We start from the raw sequence: 18,089 nt of genomic DNA on the forward strand, positions 1-18,089 counted from the left end.
CGGCCGGACGGGCCCGGGTCCCTGCCGTCCAGCGGCGGCCGGGACCCGCACGACCACCCCACACCTCGGCCGTGGAGCCCCATCGATGCACGTTCACCACGGCGCCCGCCGCACCGGCGCGGCGCACGTCACCCTGCTCACCGAAGGCACCTACCCGCACAGCCACGGCGGCGTCAGTGTCTGGTGCGACCAACTCGTCCAGGGCATGCCCGACCTCGACTTCGACGTCGTCGCCGTCACCGGCACCGGACGCGAACCCGTCGTCTGGGAGCTGCCCGCCCACGTCCACAGCGTGCTCTCCGTGCCCATGTGGGGAGCCCCGCCCGAGGGCCGTCCGCCGCGCGGCCGGGCACTGGGCCGGCTCGCCGCCGCCCACGAACGCTTCCTGACCGCGCTGCTCGATCCGCACGCCGAGGACCTGTTCCCGCCGGCGCTGTACACGATGGCGAGGGCCGCCGCCGACGGCACGCTCAGCCCGTTCCTGCGCGGCGACCGGGCCATCACGATCCTCGCGGGGGTGTGGAACCGGCCGGGGCTGGCCGTCCGGGAGGCCCGGCCCACCCTGCACGACGCGGTCACCGCCACCGCCCTGCTGGAACACGCCCTGCGCCCGCTCGCCGCACCCGTGCCCCGGCACGGCGTGGCCCACGCGGTCAGCGGCGGGGTGGCGGTGCTGCCCGGCCTCGCCGGCCTCGAGCGGTACGGGGTCCCGCTGTTGCTCACGGAGCACGGTGTCTACCTGCGGGAACGTTACCTCGGATACCGCACCGCGCCCTACCGCTGGCCGGTGAAGGCCGTCGTCCTCGGCTTCTTCCGGCTGCTGGCCGAGGAGAGCTACCGCCGGGCCGCCCTGATCACCCCCGGCAACCGCTACAACCGGCTCTGGGAGGAACAGGGCGGCGCCGCCCCCGAGGCCATCCGCACCGTCTACAACGGCGTGGACCCCACCGCCTTCCCGCCGGCCGGACCCGAGCCCGAGGTGCCCACGCTCAGCTGGGCCGGCCGGGTCGACCCCATCAAGGACCTGGAGACCCTCATCCGCGCCTTCGCCCTGGTCCGCAAGGAGATACCGGAGACCCGGCTGCGGCTCTTCGGCGGCACACCGCGCGGCGGGGAGGCGTACCGGGAACGCTGCGAGGCCCTCGCCGCCGAACTCGGGCACGCGGACGCCGTCACCTTCGAAGGCCGGGTCGACGACATCAAGGACGCCTACGCGGCCGGGAACGTCGTGATGCTCTCCAGCATCAGCGAGGGCTTCCCCTTCACCCTCATCGAGGCCATGTCCTGCGGCCGGGCGACCGTCTCCACGGACGTGGGCGGGGTACGGGAGGCCGTCGGCGACACCGGCCTCGTCGTCCCGCCGCGCGATCCGGCCCGTATGGCGGCGGCGGCGCTGGAACTGCTCGGCGACGCCGGGCGGCGCGCGGCCATGGGAGAGGCGGCCCGGCTGCGCGTCATCGATCAGTTCACCCTCCGCCAGACCATCGACACCTTCCGCGCCATATACCTCGAACTGCCCACCCACGCCCGGCCGTTCGCCGTACCGGCCGCGCCGGGCCAGGAGCTGCGGGTCGCCGCCGGGAGCCTGGCCGGATGAGCGGGCCCATGGCGCTCGAACCGGGCGGCGCCGAACAGGACACCCTCGCACTGCGGCTCGCCGGGACGCCCGCCCGCGGCGACGACCGCACCCTGGCCCTGCGGCTGCCCGGATTCGGCACCGACCCGGAGGCGGTGAGCCGGCTGGCCGCCGACCTGGCCGACCGCATCGGCCCCGCCGTCCACCCCTACGAGGTCGCCGCCCTGCTGGAGGCCGAGGGCCTGACCGCCGAGCAGATCACCCAGCGGTACGGCCACCCGAACCTCTTCTCCCTCGCCACCGCGCTCTACGAACAGGTGCCCCGGACCTTCCCGGAACCCGCGCCGGCGGCCGACCCCTGGCGCCCGGACACCGTCCGCTGCCTGCTGCGCGGGCTGCTGTTCGCCCTGCCCGGCCTCGCCTACCCGCTCACCGCACCGCTGTGGCACCCCGGCCGGCACGCCGCCGCACTGATCGTCGCCGGCCTCGTCTCCTGGGCCTGGGGCCAGGCGCTCGGCCACCGCGCCCACCTGCGGATGGCGGCCGGCCGCCGGGAAGCCGCCCGCGCCCTGCTGACCGGCGCGCCGCTGGGCGCGGCCCTCGCCACGGGCGCCGCGGCCCCGCTCACCGGCGGCGGCCCGGTGCTCCTGGCCACGGCGGCGCAGTCGCTGTACCTGGCGGCGGCCGGCGTCCTGCTGGTGCTGGCCCGCGAACGGCTGCTGCTGGCCGCGCTCACCCCGCTGATCGCGGGGGCCGCCGTACTGCCCTGGTGGGAACCCGGCACCCCCCTGCGTGCCGGACTGGCACTGCTGGCGCTGCTCGCCACCCTCGCCGGCACCGGTCACGCCCTGCGCGGGGCCCTCGCCGCCCCGGCCGCGGCCGGCGCCGCTCCGCCCCGGCTGGTGTGGTCCCTGCCCTACGGGCTGTTCGGTCTGGCCGCCGGTGTACTGGTGCTGCTGGAAGGGCGCCGCGAACCGTACGCGGTGATCGTGCTGACGGTCAGCATGGGCCCCGCCGAATGGCTGCTGTACCGCTACCGCGGCCTGTCCGTGTCGGCCCTGCGCGCCACCGCCACCCCCGCCGGATTCCTGCTGCGCTCCGCGGCCGTCCTCGGCGGCTGCCTGGCCGCCTACCTCCTGCCGCTGCTGCCCGCCGCCTGCCTCAGCGGCGCCGCACCGGCCACGCTGCTGCTGCTCGCGGCCACCCTGTGGACCGCGCTGCTCCTGCAGGCGTTCGGGACCGCCTGGCCCCCGGCGGTGATCTGTCTGGCCGCCGCCGCGGTGGCGGGCGCGGTCCAGGCGCTCGGCCTGCCGCCCGGCCCCGTCGTCCTGCCGCTGTGCTGCGGCACGGCCGTGCTGGGCCTGGTGACGTACGCGCTGCTGCTGCTCGGCCGGCCCTCCCGGCACGTCTGATGCCGTCCCCGATCCGCCCACCGCTCCGCCAACCCATCGGAAGGACACCTGAGTTGACCTCAGCACCGCTCGCCGCCGTCACCGGAGCCGAGGGCTTCATCGGCTCCCACCTCACCGAGGCCCTGGTCGCCTCCGGGCACCGGGTCAGGGCCATGGCCCAGTACAACTCCTTCTCCTCGTACGGCTGGCTGGAGACCCTCGCCCCGGACGTCCTGGACCACGTGGAGATCGTCCTCGGTGACGTCCGCGACCCCGGCTCGGTCCGCGGGCTGCTCGACGGTGCCGACGTCGCCTACCACCTGGCGGCGCTGATCGCGATCCCGTACTCCTACCAGGCGCCGCACAGCTACGTGGAGACCAATGTCACCGGCACCCTCAACGTCCTGGAGGCGGTACGGGCGCTGGGCACGCCCCGGCTGGTGCACACCTCCACCAGCGAGACCTACGGCACCGCGCGGACCGTGCCGATCACCGAGGACCACCCCATCAACACCCAGTCCCCCTACGCCGCTTCGAAGGCCGGCGGCGACCGGCTCGCCGACAGCTACCACGCGAGCTTCGGCACCCCGGTCGTCACCCTCCGGCCGTTCAACACCTTCGGGCCGCGCCAGTCGATGCGCGCGGTGATCCCCACCGTCATCGGCCAGGTCGCGGCGGGGGAGCGGACCATCACCCTCGGCGATCTGCGGCCCACCCGGGACTTCACCTTCGTCAAGGACACCGCGCAGGCGTTCCTCGCCGTCGGCGGCGCGCCCGCCGAGCGGGTCGCCGGCCGCACCTTCAACGCCGGTACGGGCGGCGAGATCTCCGTCGGTGACCTCGTCGCGCTGATCGGCAAGGTCATGGACACCGCCCTCGACGTCCGCGAGGACCCCGAGCGCATCCGCCCGGCCAACTCCGAGGTCATGCGGCTCGTCGCCGACGCCACCCGGCTCACCGAGGCCACCGGCTGGGCGCCCGCCCACACCTTGGAGCAAGGCCTCGCCCACACCGTGGAGTTCTTCCGCGACCCGGTCAACCTGGCCCGCTACAAGACCGGCATCTACAACATCTGATCCGTCCGGTACGGCCCCGACCCAACGAAGGAGGAGCCCCATGCACGCAGTGATCCTGGCGGGAGGCAAGGGTGTCCGGCTGCGGCCCTACACCACCGCGCTGCCCAAGCCGCTCGTCCCGATAGGCGACCAGCACGCCATCCTGGAGATCGTGCTGCGCCAGCTGTCGGCCGCGGGCTTCGACCGCTGCACCATCGCGATCGGCCACCTCGGCGAGATCATCCGCGCCTACGTCGGCGACGGCTCCCAGTGGGGCATGAGCGTCGACTACGCCACCGAGGAGAGTCCGCTCGGCACCATGGGCCCGCTGCTCAACCTCAGAGACCGGCTGCCCGAGACGTTCCTGGTGATGAACGGCGACATCCTCACCGACCTCGACTACGCCGACGTGCTGCGCAGCCACCGGGAGTCGGGCGCGCCGCTCACCATCGCCACCTACGCCCGCAAGGTGCACATCGACTTCGGCGTGCTCACCACCGACGCGAGCAAGGTCGTCGCGTTCACCGAGAAGCCCAGCATGGACTACCGGGTCTCCATGGGTGTCTACGGCCTCAGCCGCTCGGCCCTGGACGGCTACACGGCGGGCCTGCCGCTCGGCTTCGACGAACTCGTCCTCGACCTGCTGAGGATCCAGAACCCGCCGCACGCCTACGACTTCGACGGCTACTGGCTGGACATCGGCCGGCCCGACGACTACGACCGGGCCAACGCCGAGTTCACCAGCCGCAAGTCCCTGCTGCTCAAGGGAGCCTAGTACCGCATGCGCATTCTCGTCCTGGGCGGCTCAGGGTACCTGGGCCGCCATGTGGCCGAGCGGCTGCGCGCCCTGCCGGGCGCGCACGTCCTCGCCGCGGGCCGCTCCGCCACCGCCGCATTCACCGTCGACCTCGCGGCCGACCGGCCGGACCGGCTCGCCCGGACCCTGGCGGCGGCGGCCCCCGACGCCGTCGTCAACTGCGCGGGCGCCACCGGCGGCGACGCCGTGACCCTCGCCGAAACCAACGCCCGCGGGCCCGCCGCGCTCTGCGCCGCGCTGCGCGAGGCGGCCCCGACGGCCCGCCTGGTGCACCTGGGCTCGGCCGCCGAGTACGGGCCGGGCACCCCGGACGTCCCGGTCACCGAGTCGGCGCCCACCTGCCCAGTCACGTCCTACGGCGCGACCAAGCTGGCGGGCACGCTCGCGGTGACCTCCGCCGCCCTGGACGCGGTGGTACTGCGGGTGGGCAACCCGGTCGGTCCGGGAGCGCCCGTGGCGAGCCTGCCGGGGCGGCTGGCCGGCCTGCTCCGGCCGGCCGGCGGGGACCCGGAGGCGGTGCTGCGCCTCGGGGACCTCTCCGCCCACCGCGACTTCGTCGACGTACGCGACGTGGCCCGGGCGGTCGAGTTCGCGGCCACGACCCCCGGACCGCTTCCGCCCGTGGTGAACATCAGCGGTGGACGCGCCGTACCCGTACGCGAGCTGGCGCACCTGCTGGCCCGGCACGCGGGGTTCCGGGGGAAGCTGGAGGAGAGCACGGGCGGCTCGGCGCGGTCGGCGCAGGTGTCCTGGCAGTGCTCGGACATCTCCGCCGCGGCCCGGGCCCTGGGCTGGCGGCCGGTGCACAGCCTCGACGACTCCGTCGCCGCGCTGTGGGCGGCCACGCCGGAGCGCGTGCCGTGAGCCTTCTGGTACCGCTGTACGTGCACCCGGCGGAGGATCCGGGTGCCTGGCACCGGCTGATCGCGGCGGCGGCCCGCACCCGCGCGGTGGTGCTCAACCCGGCGAGCGGGCCCGGCACCGCTCCCGATCCCGCGTTCACGGCCGCCGCCCGGGCCCTCAGCGCGGCCGGGGCCCGCCTGCTCGGTTACGTCGACACCGACTACGGCGTCCGGGACCGGTCCCGGATCATGGAGGACATGCGCCGGCACCAGGACTGGTACGCGGCCGACGGCTGTTTCCTGGACCGGGTGACCGCCGGCCCGGAGGGGCTTTCCGACTGCCGCCGGCTGGTGCGGGACCTGCGGCGGTCGGGCGCCGGTACGGTCGTCCTCAATCCGGGCGTCCATCCGGATCCCGGTTATGTCCGTCTCGCCGACCTGACCGTCACCTTCGAGGGGCACTGGACCACGTACGTCTCGTCGTTCACCCGGCCGCTGTGGACCGCCAGGTACCCGCCGGACCGGTTCTGCCACCTCGTCTACGGCGTCCCCGAGGCCCTCGTCCCGCTCGCCGTCCGCACCGCGCACGAGCGGGGCGCGGCGGTCTGCGGGCCCGTGACGGGCGAACCGCCCAACCCCTGGGCGCTGTTGTCCCCGGCGCTGTGCGGCGGGGACGGTGTGGAAGGCTGAGGAGATCCACATCCGCGCAACGGGAGGCAGCAACGCACATGGCCGTCATCCACAACACCACTCTGAAGCCGACCAAGACCGAACTGCTCACCGGCTGGCTCCCCACCCGCCCGTGGTACCGGGGCGGCCCGGACCCGGTGCTGGAGAAGTCCGGCGGCTTCCGGCTGGACGACCCGGAGGGCGAGGTCGGCATCGAGTTCATCGTGGCCACCGACACCACGGGCCCCGGGCGGACGGCGTACCTCGTACCGCTCACCTACCGCGGGGCGCCGCTGGAGGGCGCCGAGCGCGGCCTCATCGGCACGCTGGAGCACGGGGTGCTGGGCACGCGCTGGGTCTATGACGGCTGCCACGACCCGGTACTGGTCACCGAGTTGCTGGCGCTGATCGAGGGCCGGGCGCAGGCGATGGCCCAGAGCGTCAGCGACACGCCCGACCACGAGGTGAGCCGCTCCTACAGCGGCGCCCCCCTGGCGCCGGACGGCTCCACGCCCGTGCCGGCCGACGACGCGGACGGCACCCGCCTGCCCGCACCCCACGGCGCGGCCCTCCACGTGCACCGGGTCCTCACCCCCGTGGCGGACACCCCACCGCTGCCCGCCCAGGGAGCCCTCGGCCATGTCGCCACCGGCTGGCCGGGCCCGGACGGCTCCCCCCTGCGGGCGGTACTGATGACGCTACGCCCCGCCTGACCCCGACTCCGCCTGACCCCGACTCCGCCTGACCCCGACTCCGCCTGACCCCGGCGCCGCCCGATCCCGGCCCCGCCTGACTCCGGCGCCGTCGGGACCAGGCGCCGTCCGGACCCGGCGCCGTCAGTCGGCCGGCGGGCGGCGCCTGCGGGGTGTGCTGGGCCCGCGGTGCCTGCGGGATCTGCGGTGCCCGTGAGGCTTGCGGGTGCCCGCGGCGCCTGTGTCGGCCGCGGCACCCGCCGGGCCTGTGGCGCCCGCAGCGCCTGCGCACCTCCGACATCCGCGGCGCCTGGCGCTCACGGGCCCGCGGCACCTGTGGCGCCTGCGGTGCCTGCGGGATCTGCGGCGCTCGTGCGACTGCGGTGCCCGTGGGGCGTACGGCGCCCGCAGCGCCTGTGTCGGCAGCGGCACCCGCCGGATCTGTGGCGCCCGCAGCGCCTTCGGCACCTCCGGCATCCGCGGCGCCTTGCGCTCACGGGCCCGCGGCGCCCGCGTCGGCCCCGGCACCCGCCGGACCTGTGGCGCCCGCGGCGCCTGCGGCACCCCGGCACCCCGCGGCCCCCCGGGCACCCCGCGGCACCCCGGGCACCCCCCGGCACCCCGGGCGCCCCCCGGTACCCGTGGCGCCCAAGGCACCCCCAGCACAGGCCCGGGCACACGCCCTTGCCCCCCTTCTGGCATGAACCCGTCAGATCTGTCACTCTTTCGGCAGTCGCCGCCCTGACCCCAGAAGGGCGCGACGGGCTCCTCCGTACAGCGATCGCGCAAGCCCCACCCCCGGCCGTCCTCGGCGCACCCCGGCCGACCGGCGGCCTTCGAGCAGGCCGGGATCCCGGCCGCCGCAGAAGGAGTAGCGTGTGAGATCGACCCCCCACAAGGCCCTCGGCGCCGGTGCGCTCACCGTCGCCGCGGTGGCCGCCCTCGTCCTCCCCGGCACCCCCGCCGCCGCCCGGCCGGCCGCGGCCCCAGCCGCCTGCACGCCGGCCCAGGTGGTCACCAACGGCGGCTTCGAGAGCGGGACATCACCGTGGACGGCCTCCTCGTCCACCGTGATCACCAACCGGTCCGGACAGACCGCCCACGGCGGCAGCTCCTACGCCTGGCTGGACGGCGTCGGCAGCACCCACACCGACACCCTCGGCCAGAGCGTGACGATCCCGTCCGGATGCAGCACCGCCACCCTCACCTTCTGGCTGCACATCGACACCGCGGAGACGACCTCCTCCGTCGCCTACGACAAGCTCACAGCCAAGGTCGGCACCACGACACTGGCCACCTACTCGAACCTCGACAAGAACACCGGCTACGTACAGAAGTCCCTCGACGTGACCTCGTTCGCGGGCCAGACCGTGAACCTGTCCTTCACCGGCACCGAGGACTCCAGCCTCCAGACGAGCTTCGTCCTCGACGACATCGCCCTGGACACCTCCGGCGGCACCACACCTCCGCCCGCCGACTCCACCCGCACCCCGGCGGCACCCGCGTACACCGTCAGCCTCAGCAGCGACACCGGCGGCACCGTCTGGAACGGCCACGAGAGCGCCACCTTCACCAACGCCTCCGCCACCGCCCTCAGCGAGGTCTACCTACGGCTGTGGGACAACTACCACGGCACCTGTGACGCGATGCCGATCAAGGTCACCAACGTCACCGGTGGCACCGCCGGCGCCCTCTCCGTGGCCTGCACCGCCCTGAAGATCACCTTGCCGTCCCCGCTCGCCCAGGGCCAGAGCGCCACCATCGGCTTCGACCTCGGCATCACCGTGCCCAGCGGCGCCGACCGCTTCGGCCACGACGGCGCCTTCAGCTTCATCGGCAACGCGCTGCCCGTCCTCGCGATCCGCGACGCCGCCGGCTGGCACCTGGACCCCTACACCAACAACGGCGAGTCGTTCTACTCCCTGGCCGCCGACTTCAAGGTGACCCTCGACCACCCCAGCACCCTGCTGGTCCCGGCCACCGGCACCTCGACCGACACCCCCGGCTCCAGCGGCCGTACGGTCACCACGGCCACCGCCGCCAAGGTCCGCGACTTCGCCTGGGCCGCCGGCCCCTTCAGCAAGATCTCCGGCACCTCGGCCGCCGGTGTCCCGGTGAACGTCTACTCCGTCTCGGGCATCAGCTCCTCCAGCGCCCAGTCCATGCTCAGCACGGCCAAGACCGCCGTGGACGCCCACGCGGCACGCTTCGGCGCCTACCCCTACGGCGAGCTGGACGCGGTCATCGACAACAACTACTGGTTCGGGGGCATGGAGTACCCCGGGTTCGTCCTGGACCTCGTCAGCACCACCGCCCTCACCCATGAGATCGGCCACCAGTGGTGGTACGGCATCGTCGGCGACGACGAGTACAACAGCCCCTGGCTGGACGAGGCCTTCACCGACTACTCCACCGACCTCGCCCTCGGCAGCACCGGCAGCAACTGCTGGAGCGGCGTCTCCTGGGCCTCCAGCGCCGAGAAGATCACCAACTCGATGGCCTACTGGGACGCCCACTCCTCCCGCTACTCCACCGTCGTCTACGGCTACGGCAAGTGCGCCCTGCACGACCTGCGGCGCCTCATCGGCGACACCGCCATGACCAAACTGCTGAAGGACTACGCGACCGCCCACTGGTACGGCGTGTCGACCACGGCCGAGTTCAAGGCGGCGGCCCAGGCCGCCACGAGCACGGACCTGACGTCCTTCTGGACCCAGCACCGCATCGAGGGGTGACGGACACCCACATGGGCTAGACACCGGCCGCGGATGGCTTCGTTGGGCCGAACCCGGGGTGCGCGACGACCCGGCCCCGGGTCAGATGGACTTCGTGCGAAACTCCATATCCCGTATCCGCGGCCGGTCCCGCCGGTGCCTGCTCACCGGCACCCTGACCGGCCTGCTCCTGCTCCTGTCCGGCTCCCCGGCCCTCCCCGACCCGACCGGCGGCGCGCTCGCGCGCGGCAGCGCCTACATGGGCATCGGCGTCCTCGCCCACGACGGCACCTTCGACACCGCGCCCCCGCCGCCACGCGCCTCCCAGATCGAGGGTGTGGACGTCTCCAGCTACCAGGGCGACGTCGACTGGCCCGCGCTGTGGGGTGGCGGCACCCGCTGGGCCTACACGAAGGCCACGGAGGGGACGTACTACACCAACCCCTACTTCACCCAGCAGTACGACGGTTCGTACAGCAGCGGCATGACCCGTGGCGCGTACCACTTCGCCACCCCCGACACGGCCGGCGGCGCCGCCCAGGCCGACTACTTCGTGGCGCACGGCGGCGGCTGGTCGAAGGACGGCAAGACCCTCCCCGGCGTCCTGGACATCGAGTGGAACCCCTACGGCGACGCCTGCTACGGCAAGTCCAAGAGCGCGATGGTCAGCTGGATCCGTGACTTCCTCGACCGCTACAGGTCCCGCACCGGCCGGGACGCGGTCATCTACACGGCCACCAGCTGGTGGACCCAGTGCACCGGCAACCACGCCGGCTTCGGCACGACCAACCCGCTGTGGATCGCGCGCTACGCCTCGACGGTGGGCACGCTGCCGGCCGGCTGGTCGTCGTACACCATGTGGCAGTACACCTCCACCGGCAAGACGGTCGGTGACCACGACCGCTTCAACGGCTCCCAGGAGAAACTGGAGGACTTCGCCACCGGCTGAGTGCCGTGGCCGTCCCCGGCCGGCCCCGATGCCGTCGTACAGCGCGTGTGTCCACGCGGTACCGGGACCGCGGTGCGGACCGTGCCGCCCTCGTCGACGCCCGCGACGACGGGGCGGCCGTCCGGGCGGCGGTGACCGGGATCACCGGGACGCGGCCGACGGCGGCCGGCGGCGCGGGCCCGGGGCGCGGATCCCGCGTGGCGGCGTCGGTGCCGCACAGCGGCAGGGCCGCCGGCGAAAGCGGACGTCCGCGTCGCATGGTGAACCCCCTGACGGAGTCGCACGGTGAACCCCCTGACGGGAGAGGCGCCGGGAGCGCCGGCCGGCAGCGCCGTGTGCGGCAGGTGCCGGTTAGGCTCGACGCGTGCCGCACGTCGAGGTCCTTCAGCTGCTGGTCTCCCCGGTGCACCGGCTCGCCGGCCGCCCGGGCGACGGTCTGCCCGAGCTGCCGCCCGGGGAACGGGTGACGAGGGCCGAGGTGCGCGCGGGCCTCGGCATCGTGGGGGACCGGTACTTCAACCAGCCCGCCCACCGCAACGCGTCGATCACCCTCATGGCGGCCGAGCGGCTGCCGGGGCCGTACCCCGCCGATCTGCTCCGCACCCGGCGCAACGTCCTGCTGCGCGGGGTCGACATCGACGCCTGTATCGGCGCGACGGTCTTCCTCGACTGCGGTTTCGGACCGGTGGAACTGGAGGTCCGCCGCGCCGCCCGTCCCTGCGCCTGGATGGACACCACTCTCGGCGCCGGTGCCCAGCGCGCCCTGCGCGGCGGCGGGGGAGTGCGCTGCCGGCCGCTGACCGACGGCATCCTCGCCGTGGGTCCCGCCGAGTTCGGCATCCGGGAGCCGGGTGCCACACCGTCCACGGCGCGTGGAGCCGACGACGCCGCACGCGCCGTACCCCCGAGCTCCTGAGAGCAGCGGACCGGCGGTCAGCAAGGGCGCCGGGGACGCGGAGGACGAGGAGGGCGCTCGCGCCGGACCCGGGGGGTGACCGGCCGGGACCGTGCTCACGTTCCCGAGGCGAGCAGCTGGCCGGCCAGCCGCTGGGCCTGGGCGAGCAGCGCGCCGTAGGTGGCGACCTCGTCGGGGTCGTCCGTCGTGGAGCGGACCAGGTCCCGGCGCAGCTCCGCGAGCGTGTCGCGCAGCTCCGACACGGCCTCGCGCATCTCGTCCTCGCAGGCGTCGGAGAACCGGCTGTGGCTGTAGAGCCGCAGCGCGCGGGCGGTCTGGCAGAGGAACTCCGCGTACCGCCGGGCCGGCTCGGAGTGCGGCCGGGACGCCGGGCGGTCGTCGCTCGCCGCCTCCAGCACCGTGCGGGTCACCCCCGCGGTGTGCACGGCCGCGTAGTCGAGTACGACGAGCGCGTCGTCGTAGCCCCTGCCGGAGACGGGTGCGACGCCGGTGCGGCGACGCAGGTTGCCGCGCATGCTCTCCCGGCTCCACTCGACCGCCGACCGGGCCCGCTCCACCTGCCGGTGCAACCGCAGGGCGCGCTCGTGCCAGGCGCCGGCCTCCTCGGCGTCCCAGCGGTCCGCGGCGAGCCCCTCGGCCACGTCCCGCAGGATGTCGTGGGCCTCCTCGGTGGCCTCGCGCAGCACGGCCTCGGTGTCGCGCAGGTACAGCGGCGGCCGGATCAGCGCGTTGACCGCGATGCCCACCGCCGCTCCGAACAGGGCCTCGCCGAGCCGGGCCGCGGAGGTGGTCACGCTGACCGATCCGTTGGTCAGGACGAACAGGGCGCCGGTGGCCGCGCAGATGCCCTGGCTGCCCAGGCGCCGCCACTGGCCGAGCAGCATCGCGAGCGGAAGGACGACCGCCATGGCGGCCACCGTACTGTGCAGGAGCAGTCCGACCGCGGTGGCCGCGACCGTACCGGCCGCAATCGCCCCGAGCTGCTGCAGGCCGTGCGCGATCGACCGGTACACGGTCGACTCGACCAGCACCACCGCGACCCATGGCGCGACGAACGCCACCGGCGCCCGCAGCCACCAGCCCGCCACCGCCCAGGCCACCCACGCGGCCAGCGCCGCCTTCAGTGCCTGTACCGCCAGGTCCCGTTCCCGGCCCGGCTCCGTACAGGCCCGCCGCGCCGCGTGCGCCGCGGCCGACAGGCCACGCCGTACGCCCCGCCAGGTCATTCGTATCCCACACACGCCGATGCGGGTGCCACGCGAGCACCACCTCATGCCCCCGGGGACCGGATCCGGGGGCTCGGCGCCGCCGTACTCCGTCGCGCGGTACGACGGCGGCGGCACCGCATGGATCACGGGTCGCCCTCTCCGCGGTGCGGCGAGGGAGTCGGTGAGGGGCGTCAGGGGGGCGCCGGGCGCAGGGCGTTCAGCACCGCCCAGACGACCGAGACCAGCGGCACCGCGACGACGGCGCCGATGACACCGGCGACGATGCTGCCCGCGATGACCGACACGGCCACGACGAGCGGATGCAGGCGCACCGCCCAGCTCATCACCAGCGGATGCAGCACATGCCCCTCCACCTGGCCGATCACCACGATCAGCACCAGCACGCCGACCGCCGTCAGCGGACCCCGCCCGGCGAGCGCGACGACCGTGGCCACCCCGAGCGCCACCGGCGAGCCCACCAGCGGTACGAACGCGGCGAAGAACTCCAGCAGTGTCAGCGGCAGCGCGAGCGGCACCCGCAGCACCAGCAGGCCGATGCCCACCAGGACCGCGTTCGTGGCGGCCACGATGATGATGCCGCGCGTGTACCCCGCGAAGGTCCGCCAGGCCGCCCGCCCCGCCCGGTCCCACACCGGACGGGCACCGGCCGGCAGCAGCCGGTCACGCGCCCAGCCCCACAGACGCTCGCCGGAATGCAGGAAGAAGACCGAGGCGAACAGGGCCAGCGCGCCGCCCGTCACCAGCTCCACCACCCGGCCCAGCTCGTTGACCGCGCTGCTGAGCAGCGACGCCCGGTGCGCGGAGATGTACTGCGTCACCTGGCGCTGCAGGGCGGATAGCGCGTCGGGACCGAGCCGGAACGGCGGTCGCCGCAGCCACTGCTCGATACGGTGCACACCGCCGCGGAACTCGCCCGCCAGTTGTGCCGACTCGCCCGCCACCGAGCTGCCCACCAGCGCGAGCAGGGTCAGCAGGAGCAGCAGGCTGCCCACCAGCGCCACGGCCACGCCCAGCGGTCTCGGCAGGAACCGGCTGAGCAGATCGGTGACCGGGCGCAGCACGGAGGTCACGACCAGCGCGAGGAACAGCGCGACGGCGATGAGCTGGAAGCTGCCGAGGACGATGAACACGCCGTAGACGACGACGCCGACCAGAATCAGCCGCCAGGCGTAGGCCGCGGCCACCCGCAGCCAGGGCACCGTCCGCTCGGCCGACGGCACCGGTGGTTCGGGGCGTGGCGGGGCGGGCAGCCGCACGGAGTACGCCGGCCGGCTGCCCAGCACCACGCCCGCGGCCCGGCGCCGGCCCGGCCGCCCGGCCACCCGTCGGCGCGCATCGCCCACCACCGCTCCCGCCTCCTCTCCGCCACCCCGGCTGACGGCCGGTCACCTCCACAGCACCGTAAGCACAAGGCGTACAGGGGGCGCGCCCAGTGCGGCCGCGTGCGGCTCCCCGGCGGGTGACACCCCGGTACGGCGGTGCCCGCGGCCGACGGGCCGGGGGGCCCGGGCGCCAGGCGCGGCGGCGCGGCCCCGACGGGCGGAAGCCGGCGCTGCCGACCGGAGCCGGACGGGTGACGCCCGTGCCGCGGGAAGCTCCGGACGGCCCGGGGGTCGGCGCGCCCCGCCCACGCGGCACACGCCGTAAGTCACAGGACCTTCACAGCCGCCGAGGGTGGACACACGGCGTCAGGGGGACCCGCCCGGTGTCGTCAGCAGGGGGGAGCCCCTCCAGTGATCATCGTCGCGGTTCTGCTGCTCCCGGTTGTCAGCGTGCTGCTCTACGGGTTGGACCAGGTCGAGGACCGGTGGGTGCTGCGCCCTTCCCGGGCTCGTCGCCCCCGGCATCGCCGGCCGGCGCGGACAGACCGTCACCGGGCACCGCGGGCGGGCCGCCGCACCGGCGGTACCGCGTGATCGCCTTCCCGAGTTCCAGCCGCTCGGGCTCGGGCAGGTCGCCGCCCTGGGCATAGGCCAGCACGTGTGCGGCGACCGTCCGCAGTTTGACGTTCGTCCGCTGCGAGACGTCCCGCAGCGCGCGCCACGCCTCCTCCGGGGCGATCTGTCCGAGGACGACGACGGCGCCGATGGCCTGGTCGATCACTGTGTGGGAGGTCACGGCGCGCCGCAGCTGCTCGTTCTCTTCCTGCAGCCGGTGGTGTCCGGACGTCAGGTCGGTGACCGAGAGCAGGACGAGTGGCTGCTGTGGGGAGAGTGCGAAGAAGGCCATGAAGCACCTTTTCGAGGTGGGGGGGCGTCACGACCACGCCTGCCCCCGGCGAGCGCTTGCACACGAATTGAACCAGCATCACGGACCCCGGTCACGCCGTGCGACCCCGCACGAGGCCCCTGCGCCGCACCCCGCGCCCGGACCCGGCCACCGGCACCACGAATGCGGCCCGGTCGGCGTCGGCCGTCCGTCGCCGGGGTACGCGTCCGCAGCGGAACATCGGCGACAGACGTGTGAGGTGCGCATGGCAAGCGCGCAGCTGGCGGCCCCGTTGTGGGACCTCCACAACGGGCAGGGCCCGCGGCAACTGGCCGAGCTGGGGCTGGCGCTGCTGCTCTCGAGCCTGATCGGCTGGGAACGCGCGGCTCAGCAGAAGAGCGCGGGATTGCGCACCCACACGCTGGTCGGTGTCGCGAGCGCCCTGATGATGGAGGTTTCCCAGCACGGGTTCACCGCGGTGCTCGGCCTGGAGAACGTCTCCTTCGACCCCTCCCGCGTCGCGGCGCAGATCGTCTCCGGCATCGGTTTCATCGGCGGCGGGCTCATCTTCGTACGACGGGATGCCGTACGAGGTCTGACCACCGCCGCCACGATATGGCTGACGTGTGCGGTGGGCATGGCCTGCGGCGGCGGGCTGCCGGTCCTCGCACTGGTGGTGACCGCGCTGCACTTCCTCGTGGTCCGGGGCTACCCGCTGCTCTCCTCCCGCGTGCTGCCCGGCACGACCACCGCCACCTTCGAGGCCCGCCTGACCTACCGGACCGGGTCGGCGCTGCTGCCGCGTCTGATGCAGATCTGCACCCGGCGCGGCTTTCGCATAGTGCAGGTGAAGGTGGAACGGCTGCCCGGCCGCGCCGATGACGCGGCGCGGGTGCTGCTGCAGCTGGAGGGCACGCAGGACCCCTCCCGGCTGGCGTCGGAGCTGTTCCTGGACGACGGCGTGCTGGACGTGGAGCTGATCACGGCGACGGACGAGGAATAGCCGGACGAGGAACAGCGTCGCGGCGGCGGCCGGCTGCGGCTCAGCCCTCGGTCGTCTGCTGGGTCGCCGTCCAGGCGTACTGGAGCCAGTCCGCCACGGTCAGCGCGCTGAGCCCGCCGCAGACCAGCCGGGTGAGCCGGGGCGCCGCCGCGTAGGAGCACACCAGCGCGCCGGCGACCCAGCCGGCGGTGCAGAACGGGCAGGAGACCAGGTCGCCGACGGCACGCCGGACACCGCTGCCCCGGGGCTCGTCCATGACCTCGCTCCCCTCGCCCGCGCCCGCGCGACGGGTGAACGGTGCCCGGACGAAACTGGTGATCTTGTCCCGGGTCAGCAGCCGGGACGCCTTGTACGTCGCCGTGCCCATCAGCGCGACGTCCCACGGCGGCACCTCCTCCGGCAGCCGCACGCCTCGGCGCCGGGCCAGCAGCGCGAAGGCCCCCGCGCTCCCCGCGAACACCGAAGCGAGGGCGGCATAGCCCCCCAGCGGGACGTCGCCCTGGTCGTCGTAGCGTGCGGCGTCCGTCGTCGTCATGAGACCTCCCACATCTCCCCGGTGTCTGTCGGTCCTGCACCGGGCGGGCGACGGGTTCCCCCGTGTGCGGGGGCGACACGTGACCTTGCGGGGTGGAAGGGAGCGCTATATTATTCATCGCATGATGAATTAATGCTCTCCGGAAGGTGGGACGGCCATGGAGAAGACCACCTGTTGTGTCGTGGGAGGGGGCCCCGCGGGCATGGTGCTCGCCCTGCTGCTGGCGCGGTCCGGGATCGAGGTGACCGTGCTGGAGAAGCACGCCGACTTCCTGCGGGACTTCCGCGGCGACACCGTCCACCCCTCGACCCTGGCGTTGCTGGACGAGCTGGGGCTGGCCGAGCCCTTCGCCCGGCTGCCGCAGCGCCGCGTCCAAACCGTCCAGCTGCCGGTCGGCGCCGGACGTCCGGCCGTCACGGTCGCGGACCTCTCGGTCCTCCCCGGCCCCTACAACTACGTGGCCATGGTCCCCCAGTGGGATCTGCTGGACCTGCTCGCCGAGCAGGCGCGGCGCGAACCGTCCTTCCAGCTGCGGATGAACACGGAGGCGACCTCCTTCCTGGTCGAATCCGGCCGGGTGGCCGGGGTGCGGTACCGCACCTCCGACGGCCGCACCGGCGAACTGCGCGCCGTCCTCACCGTGGCCTGCGACGGCCGCGGTTCGCTGGCCCGCTCCCGGCCGGAACTGGGGCTGCACCGTTTCACCTGCCCGATGGACGCCTGGTGGTTCCGCCTGCCGCGGGAGGACGGCGACCCGTCCGGGCTCGTCGGCGGCGCCGGCGAGGGCTTCCTGACCGCGATGATCGACCGCGGGGACTACTGGCAGTGCGCCGCGCTGATCCCCAAGGGGACCGACGCCGAACGCCGCGCCGCGGGCCTGGACCGCTTCAGGGCCGTCTACGCCGCCGGCGTCCCCTGGGTCGCCGACCGCATGCCCGCCCTGCGGTCGTGGGACGACGTCAAGCTCCTCGACGTACACCTGGACCGCCTGCGCCGCTGGCACCGTCCCGGCCTGCTGTGCATCGGCGACGCCGCGCACGCCATGTCCCCGGTCTTCGGTATCGGCATCAACCTCGCCGTACAGGACGCCGTGGCCACCGCACGCCACCTGGTCGAGCCCCTGCGCGGCGGCACCGTGCGGCTGCGCGACGTACGCCGTGTGCAGCGCCGCCGCCGTCCCACCACGGTCGTCACACAGGCGCTGCAGCGCACGGCCCACGCCCGCTTCATCGCCCCGGTCCTGGGCGGCCGGCCGCCCCTGGGCAGCGCGGAGCGGGCCCGGCGCGTCGCGCACCTGGTCGCCGGCTCACCCTGGCTGCGCCGCCTGCCCGCCTACTTCGTCGCGTACGGCGCCCTGCGGGAACGTCCCCCCACCGAGGCGGTCCGGCGGCGGGCACCGGGTGCGCAAACCGTCACCGGCGGACAGCCTTCGTGACGGCGTGACGGCGTGACGGCGTGACGGCGTGACGGCGTGACGGCGTGACGGCGTGACG

At 74.3% G+C, this 18,089-nt stretch carries 16 protein-coding genes; 12 read left to right on the top strand and 4 right to left on the bottom strand.

Annotated features, from left to right (window positions below):
• The first annotated feature begins 85 nt into the window (after positions 1-85).
• The 10 genes from pelF to AB0B40_RS11605 all read left to right on the top strand — a co-directional run bounded on the left by pelF (position 86) and on the right by AB0B40_RS11605 (position 11,621).
• Entirely contained in the window at positions 86-1,597 is a 1,512-nt protein-coding gene (gene pelF / locus AB0B40_RS11560; RefSeq protein ID WP_345059852.1) for a GT4 family glycosyltransferase PelF, read from the top strand.
• Entirely contained in the window at positions 1,594-2,988 is a 1,395-nt protein-coding gene (locus AB0B40_RS11565; protein WP_362263782.1) for a hypothetical protein, read from the top strand. Before pelF ends, AB0B40_RS11565 begins: the two co-directional genes overlap by 4 nt.
• Positions 2,989-3,041: 53 nt before the next feature.
• Positions 3,042-4,043 (top strand): GDP-mannose 4,6-dehydratase, encoded by a 1,002-nt coding sequence (locus AB0B40_RS11570; RefSeq protein ID WP_345060498.1) that lies wholly within the window; start codon positions 3,042-3,044, stop codon positions 4,041-4,043.
• Positions 4,044-4,083: 40 nt separating this feature from the next.
• A complete protein-coding gene (locus AB0B40_RS11575; protein WP_345060496.1) occupies positions 4,084-4,797 on the top strand; it encodes a sugar phosphate nucleotidyltransferase in 714 nt (237 codons plus the stop codon).
• Between the two features lie 6 nt (positions 4,798-4,803).
• Entirely contained in the window at positions 4,804-5,703 is a 900-nt protein-coding gene (locus AB0B40_RS11580) for an NAD(P)-dependent oxidoreductase (protein ID WP_362263783.1), read from the top strand.
• The gene (locus AB0B40_RS11585; protein WP_345060492.1) at positions 5,700-6,371 is read left to right on the top strand and encodes a spherulation-specific family 4 protein; all 672 of its coding nucleotides are present in this window, start codon (positions 5,700-5,702) and stop codon (positions 6,369-6,371) included. Before AB0B40_RS11580 ends, AB0B40_RS11585 begins: the two co-directional genes overlap by 4 nt.
• A 38-nt stretch (positions 6,372-6,409) precedes the next feature.
• Positions 6,410-7,063: a 1,4-alpha-glucan branching protein gene (locus tag AB0B40_RS11590; protein WP_345060490.1), complete on the top strand. Its 654-nt coding sequence runs from the start codon at positions 6,410-6,412 to the stop codon at positions 7,061-7,063.
• Between the two features lie 857 nt (positions 7,064-7,920).
• Complete coding sequence (locus AB0B40_RS11595) at positions 7,921-9,777, top strand: M1 family aminopeptidase (protein ID WP_362263784.1); 1,857 nt, start codon at positions 7,921-7,923, stop codon at positions 9,775-9,777.
• A gap of 85 nt (positions 9,778-9,862) precedes the next feature.
• Positions 9,863-10,705 (top strand): lysozyme, encoded by an 843-nt coding sequence (locus AB0B40_RS11600; RefSeq protein ID WP_345055455.1) that lies wholly within the window; start codon positions 9,863-9,865, stop codon positions 10,703-10,705.
• A gap of 364 nt (positions 10,706-11,069) precedes the next feature.
• On the top strand, positions 11,070-11,621 hold the full coding sequence (locus tag AB0B40_RS11605) for a molybdenum cofactor biosysynthesis protein (RefSeq protein ID WP_345055457.1): 552 nt from the start codon (positions 11,070-11,072) through the stop codon (positions 11,619-11,621).
• A gap of 95 nt (positions 11,622-11,716) precedes the next feature.
• Here AB0B40_RS11605 and AB0B40_RS11610 read toward each other — a convergent pair whose 3' ends face one another.
• The 3 genes from AB0B40_RS11610 to AB0B40_RS11620 all read right to left on the bottom strand — a co-directional run bounded on the left by AB0B40_RS11610 (position 11,717) and on the right by AB0B40_RS11620 (position 15,079).
• On the bottom strand, positions 11,717-12,847 hold the full coding sequence (locus AB0B40_RS11610) for an aromatic acid exporter family protein (protein ID WP_362263785.1): 1,131 nt from the start codon (positions 12,845-12,847) through the stop codon (positions 11,717-11,719).
• A gap of 173 nt (positions 12,848-13,020) precedes the next feature.
• A complete protein-coding gene (locus AB0B40_RS11615; protein ID WP_362263786.1) occupies positions 13,021-14,196 on the bottom strand; it encodes an AI-2E family transporter in 1,176 nt (391 codons plus the stop codon).
• Between the two features lie 421 nt (positions 14,197-14,617).
• Positions 14,618-15,079, bottom strand: coding sequence for an ANTAR domain-containing protein (locus AB0B40_RS11620; RefSeq protein ID WP_345055463.1), 462 nt, complete (start codon positions 15,077-15,079; stop codon positions 14,618-14,620).
• Positions 15,080-15,323: 244 nt separating this feature from the next.
• Between AB0B40_RS11620 and AB0B40_RS11625 the strand changes: the two genes are divergently transcribed.
• A complete protein-coding gene (locus tag AB0B40_RS11625) occupies positions 15,324-16,061 on the top strand; it encodes an MgtC/SapB family protein (RefSeq protein WP_362263787.1) in 738 nt (245 codons plus the stop codon).
• 40 nt (positions 16,062-16,101) lie between these two features.
• Here the strand turns inward: AB0B40_RS11625 and AB0B40_RS11630 are convergent, their stop codons facing one another.
• Positions 16,102-16,596 carry a DUF1360 domain-containing protein gene (locus AB0B40_RS11630; protein WP_362263788.1) on the bottom strand — a complete coding sequence of 165 codons (495 nt, stop codon included), beginning with the start codon at positions 16,594-16,596 and terminating at the stop codon, positions 16,102-16,104.
• A 157-nt stretch (positions 16,597-16,753) separates the two neighbouring features.
• Between AB0B40_RS11630 and AB0B40_RS11635 the strand changes: the two genes are divergently transcribed.
• Entirely contained in the window at positions 16,754-18,031 is a 1,278-nt protein-coding gene (locus AB0B40_RS11635) for an FAD-dependent oxidoreductase (RefSeq protein ID WP_362263789.1), read from the top strand.
• Positions 18,032-18,089: the final 58 nt, after the last annotated feature.

It is taken from the genome of Streptomyces sp. NPDC042638 (assembly GCF_040647235.1).
Taxonomy (GTDB): Bacteria; Actinomycetota; Actinomycetes; order Streptomycetales; family Streptomycetaceae; genus Streptomyces; species Streptomyces rameus.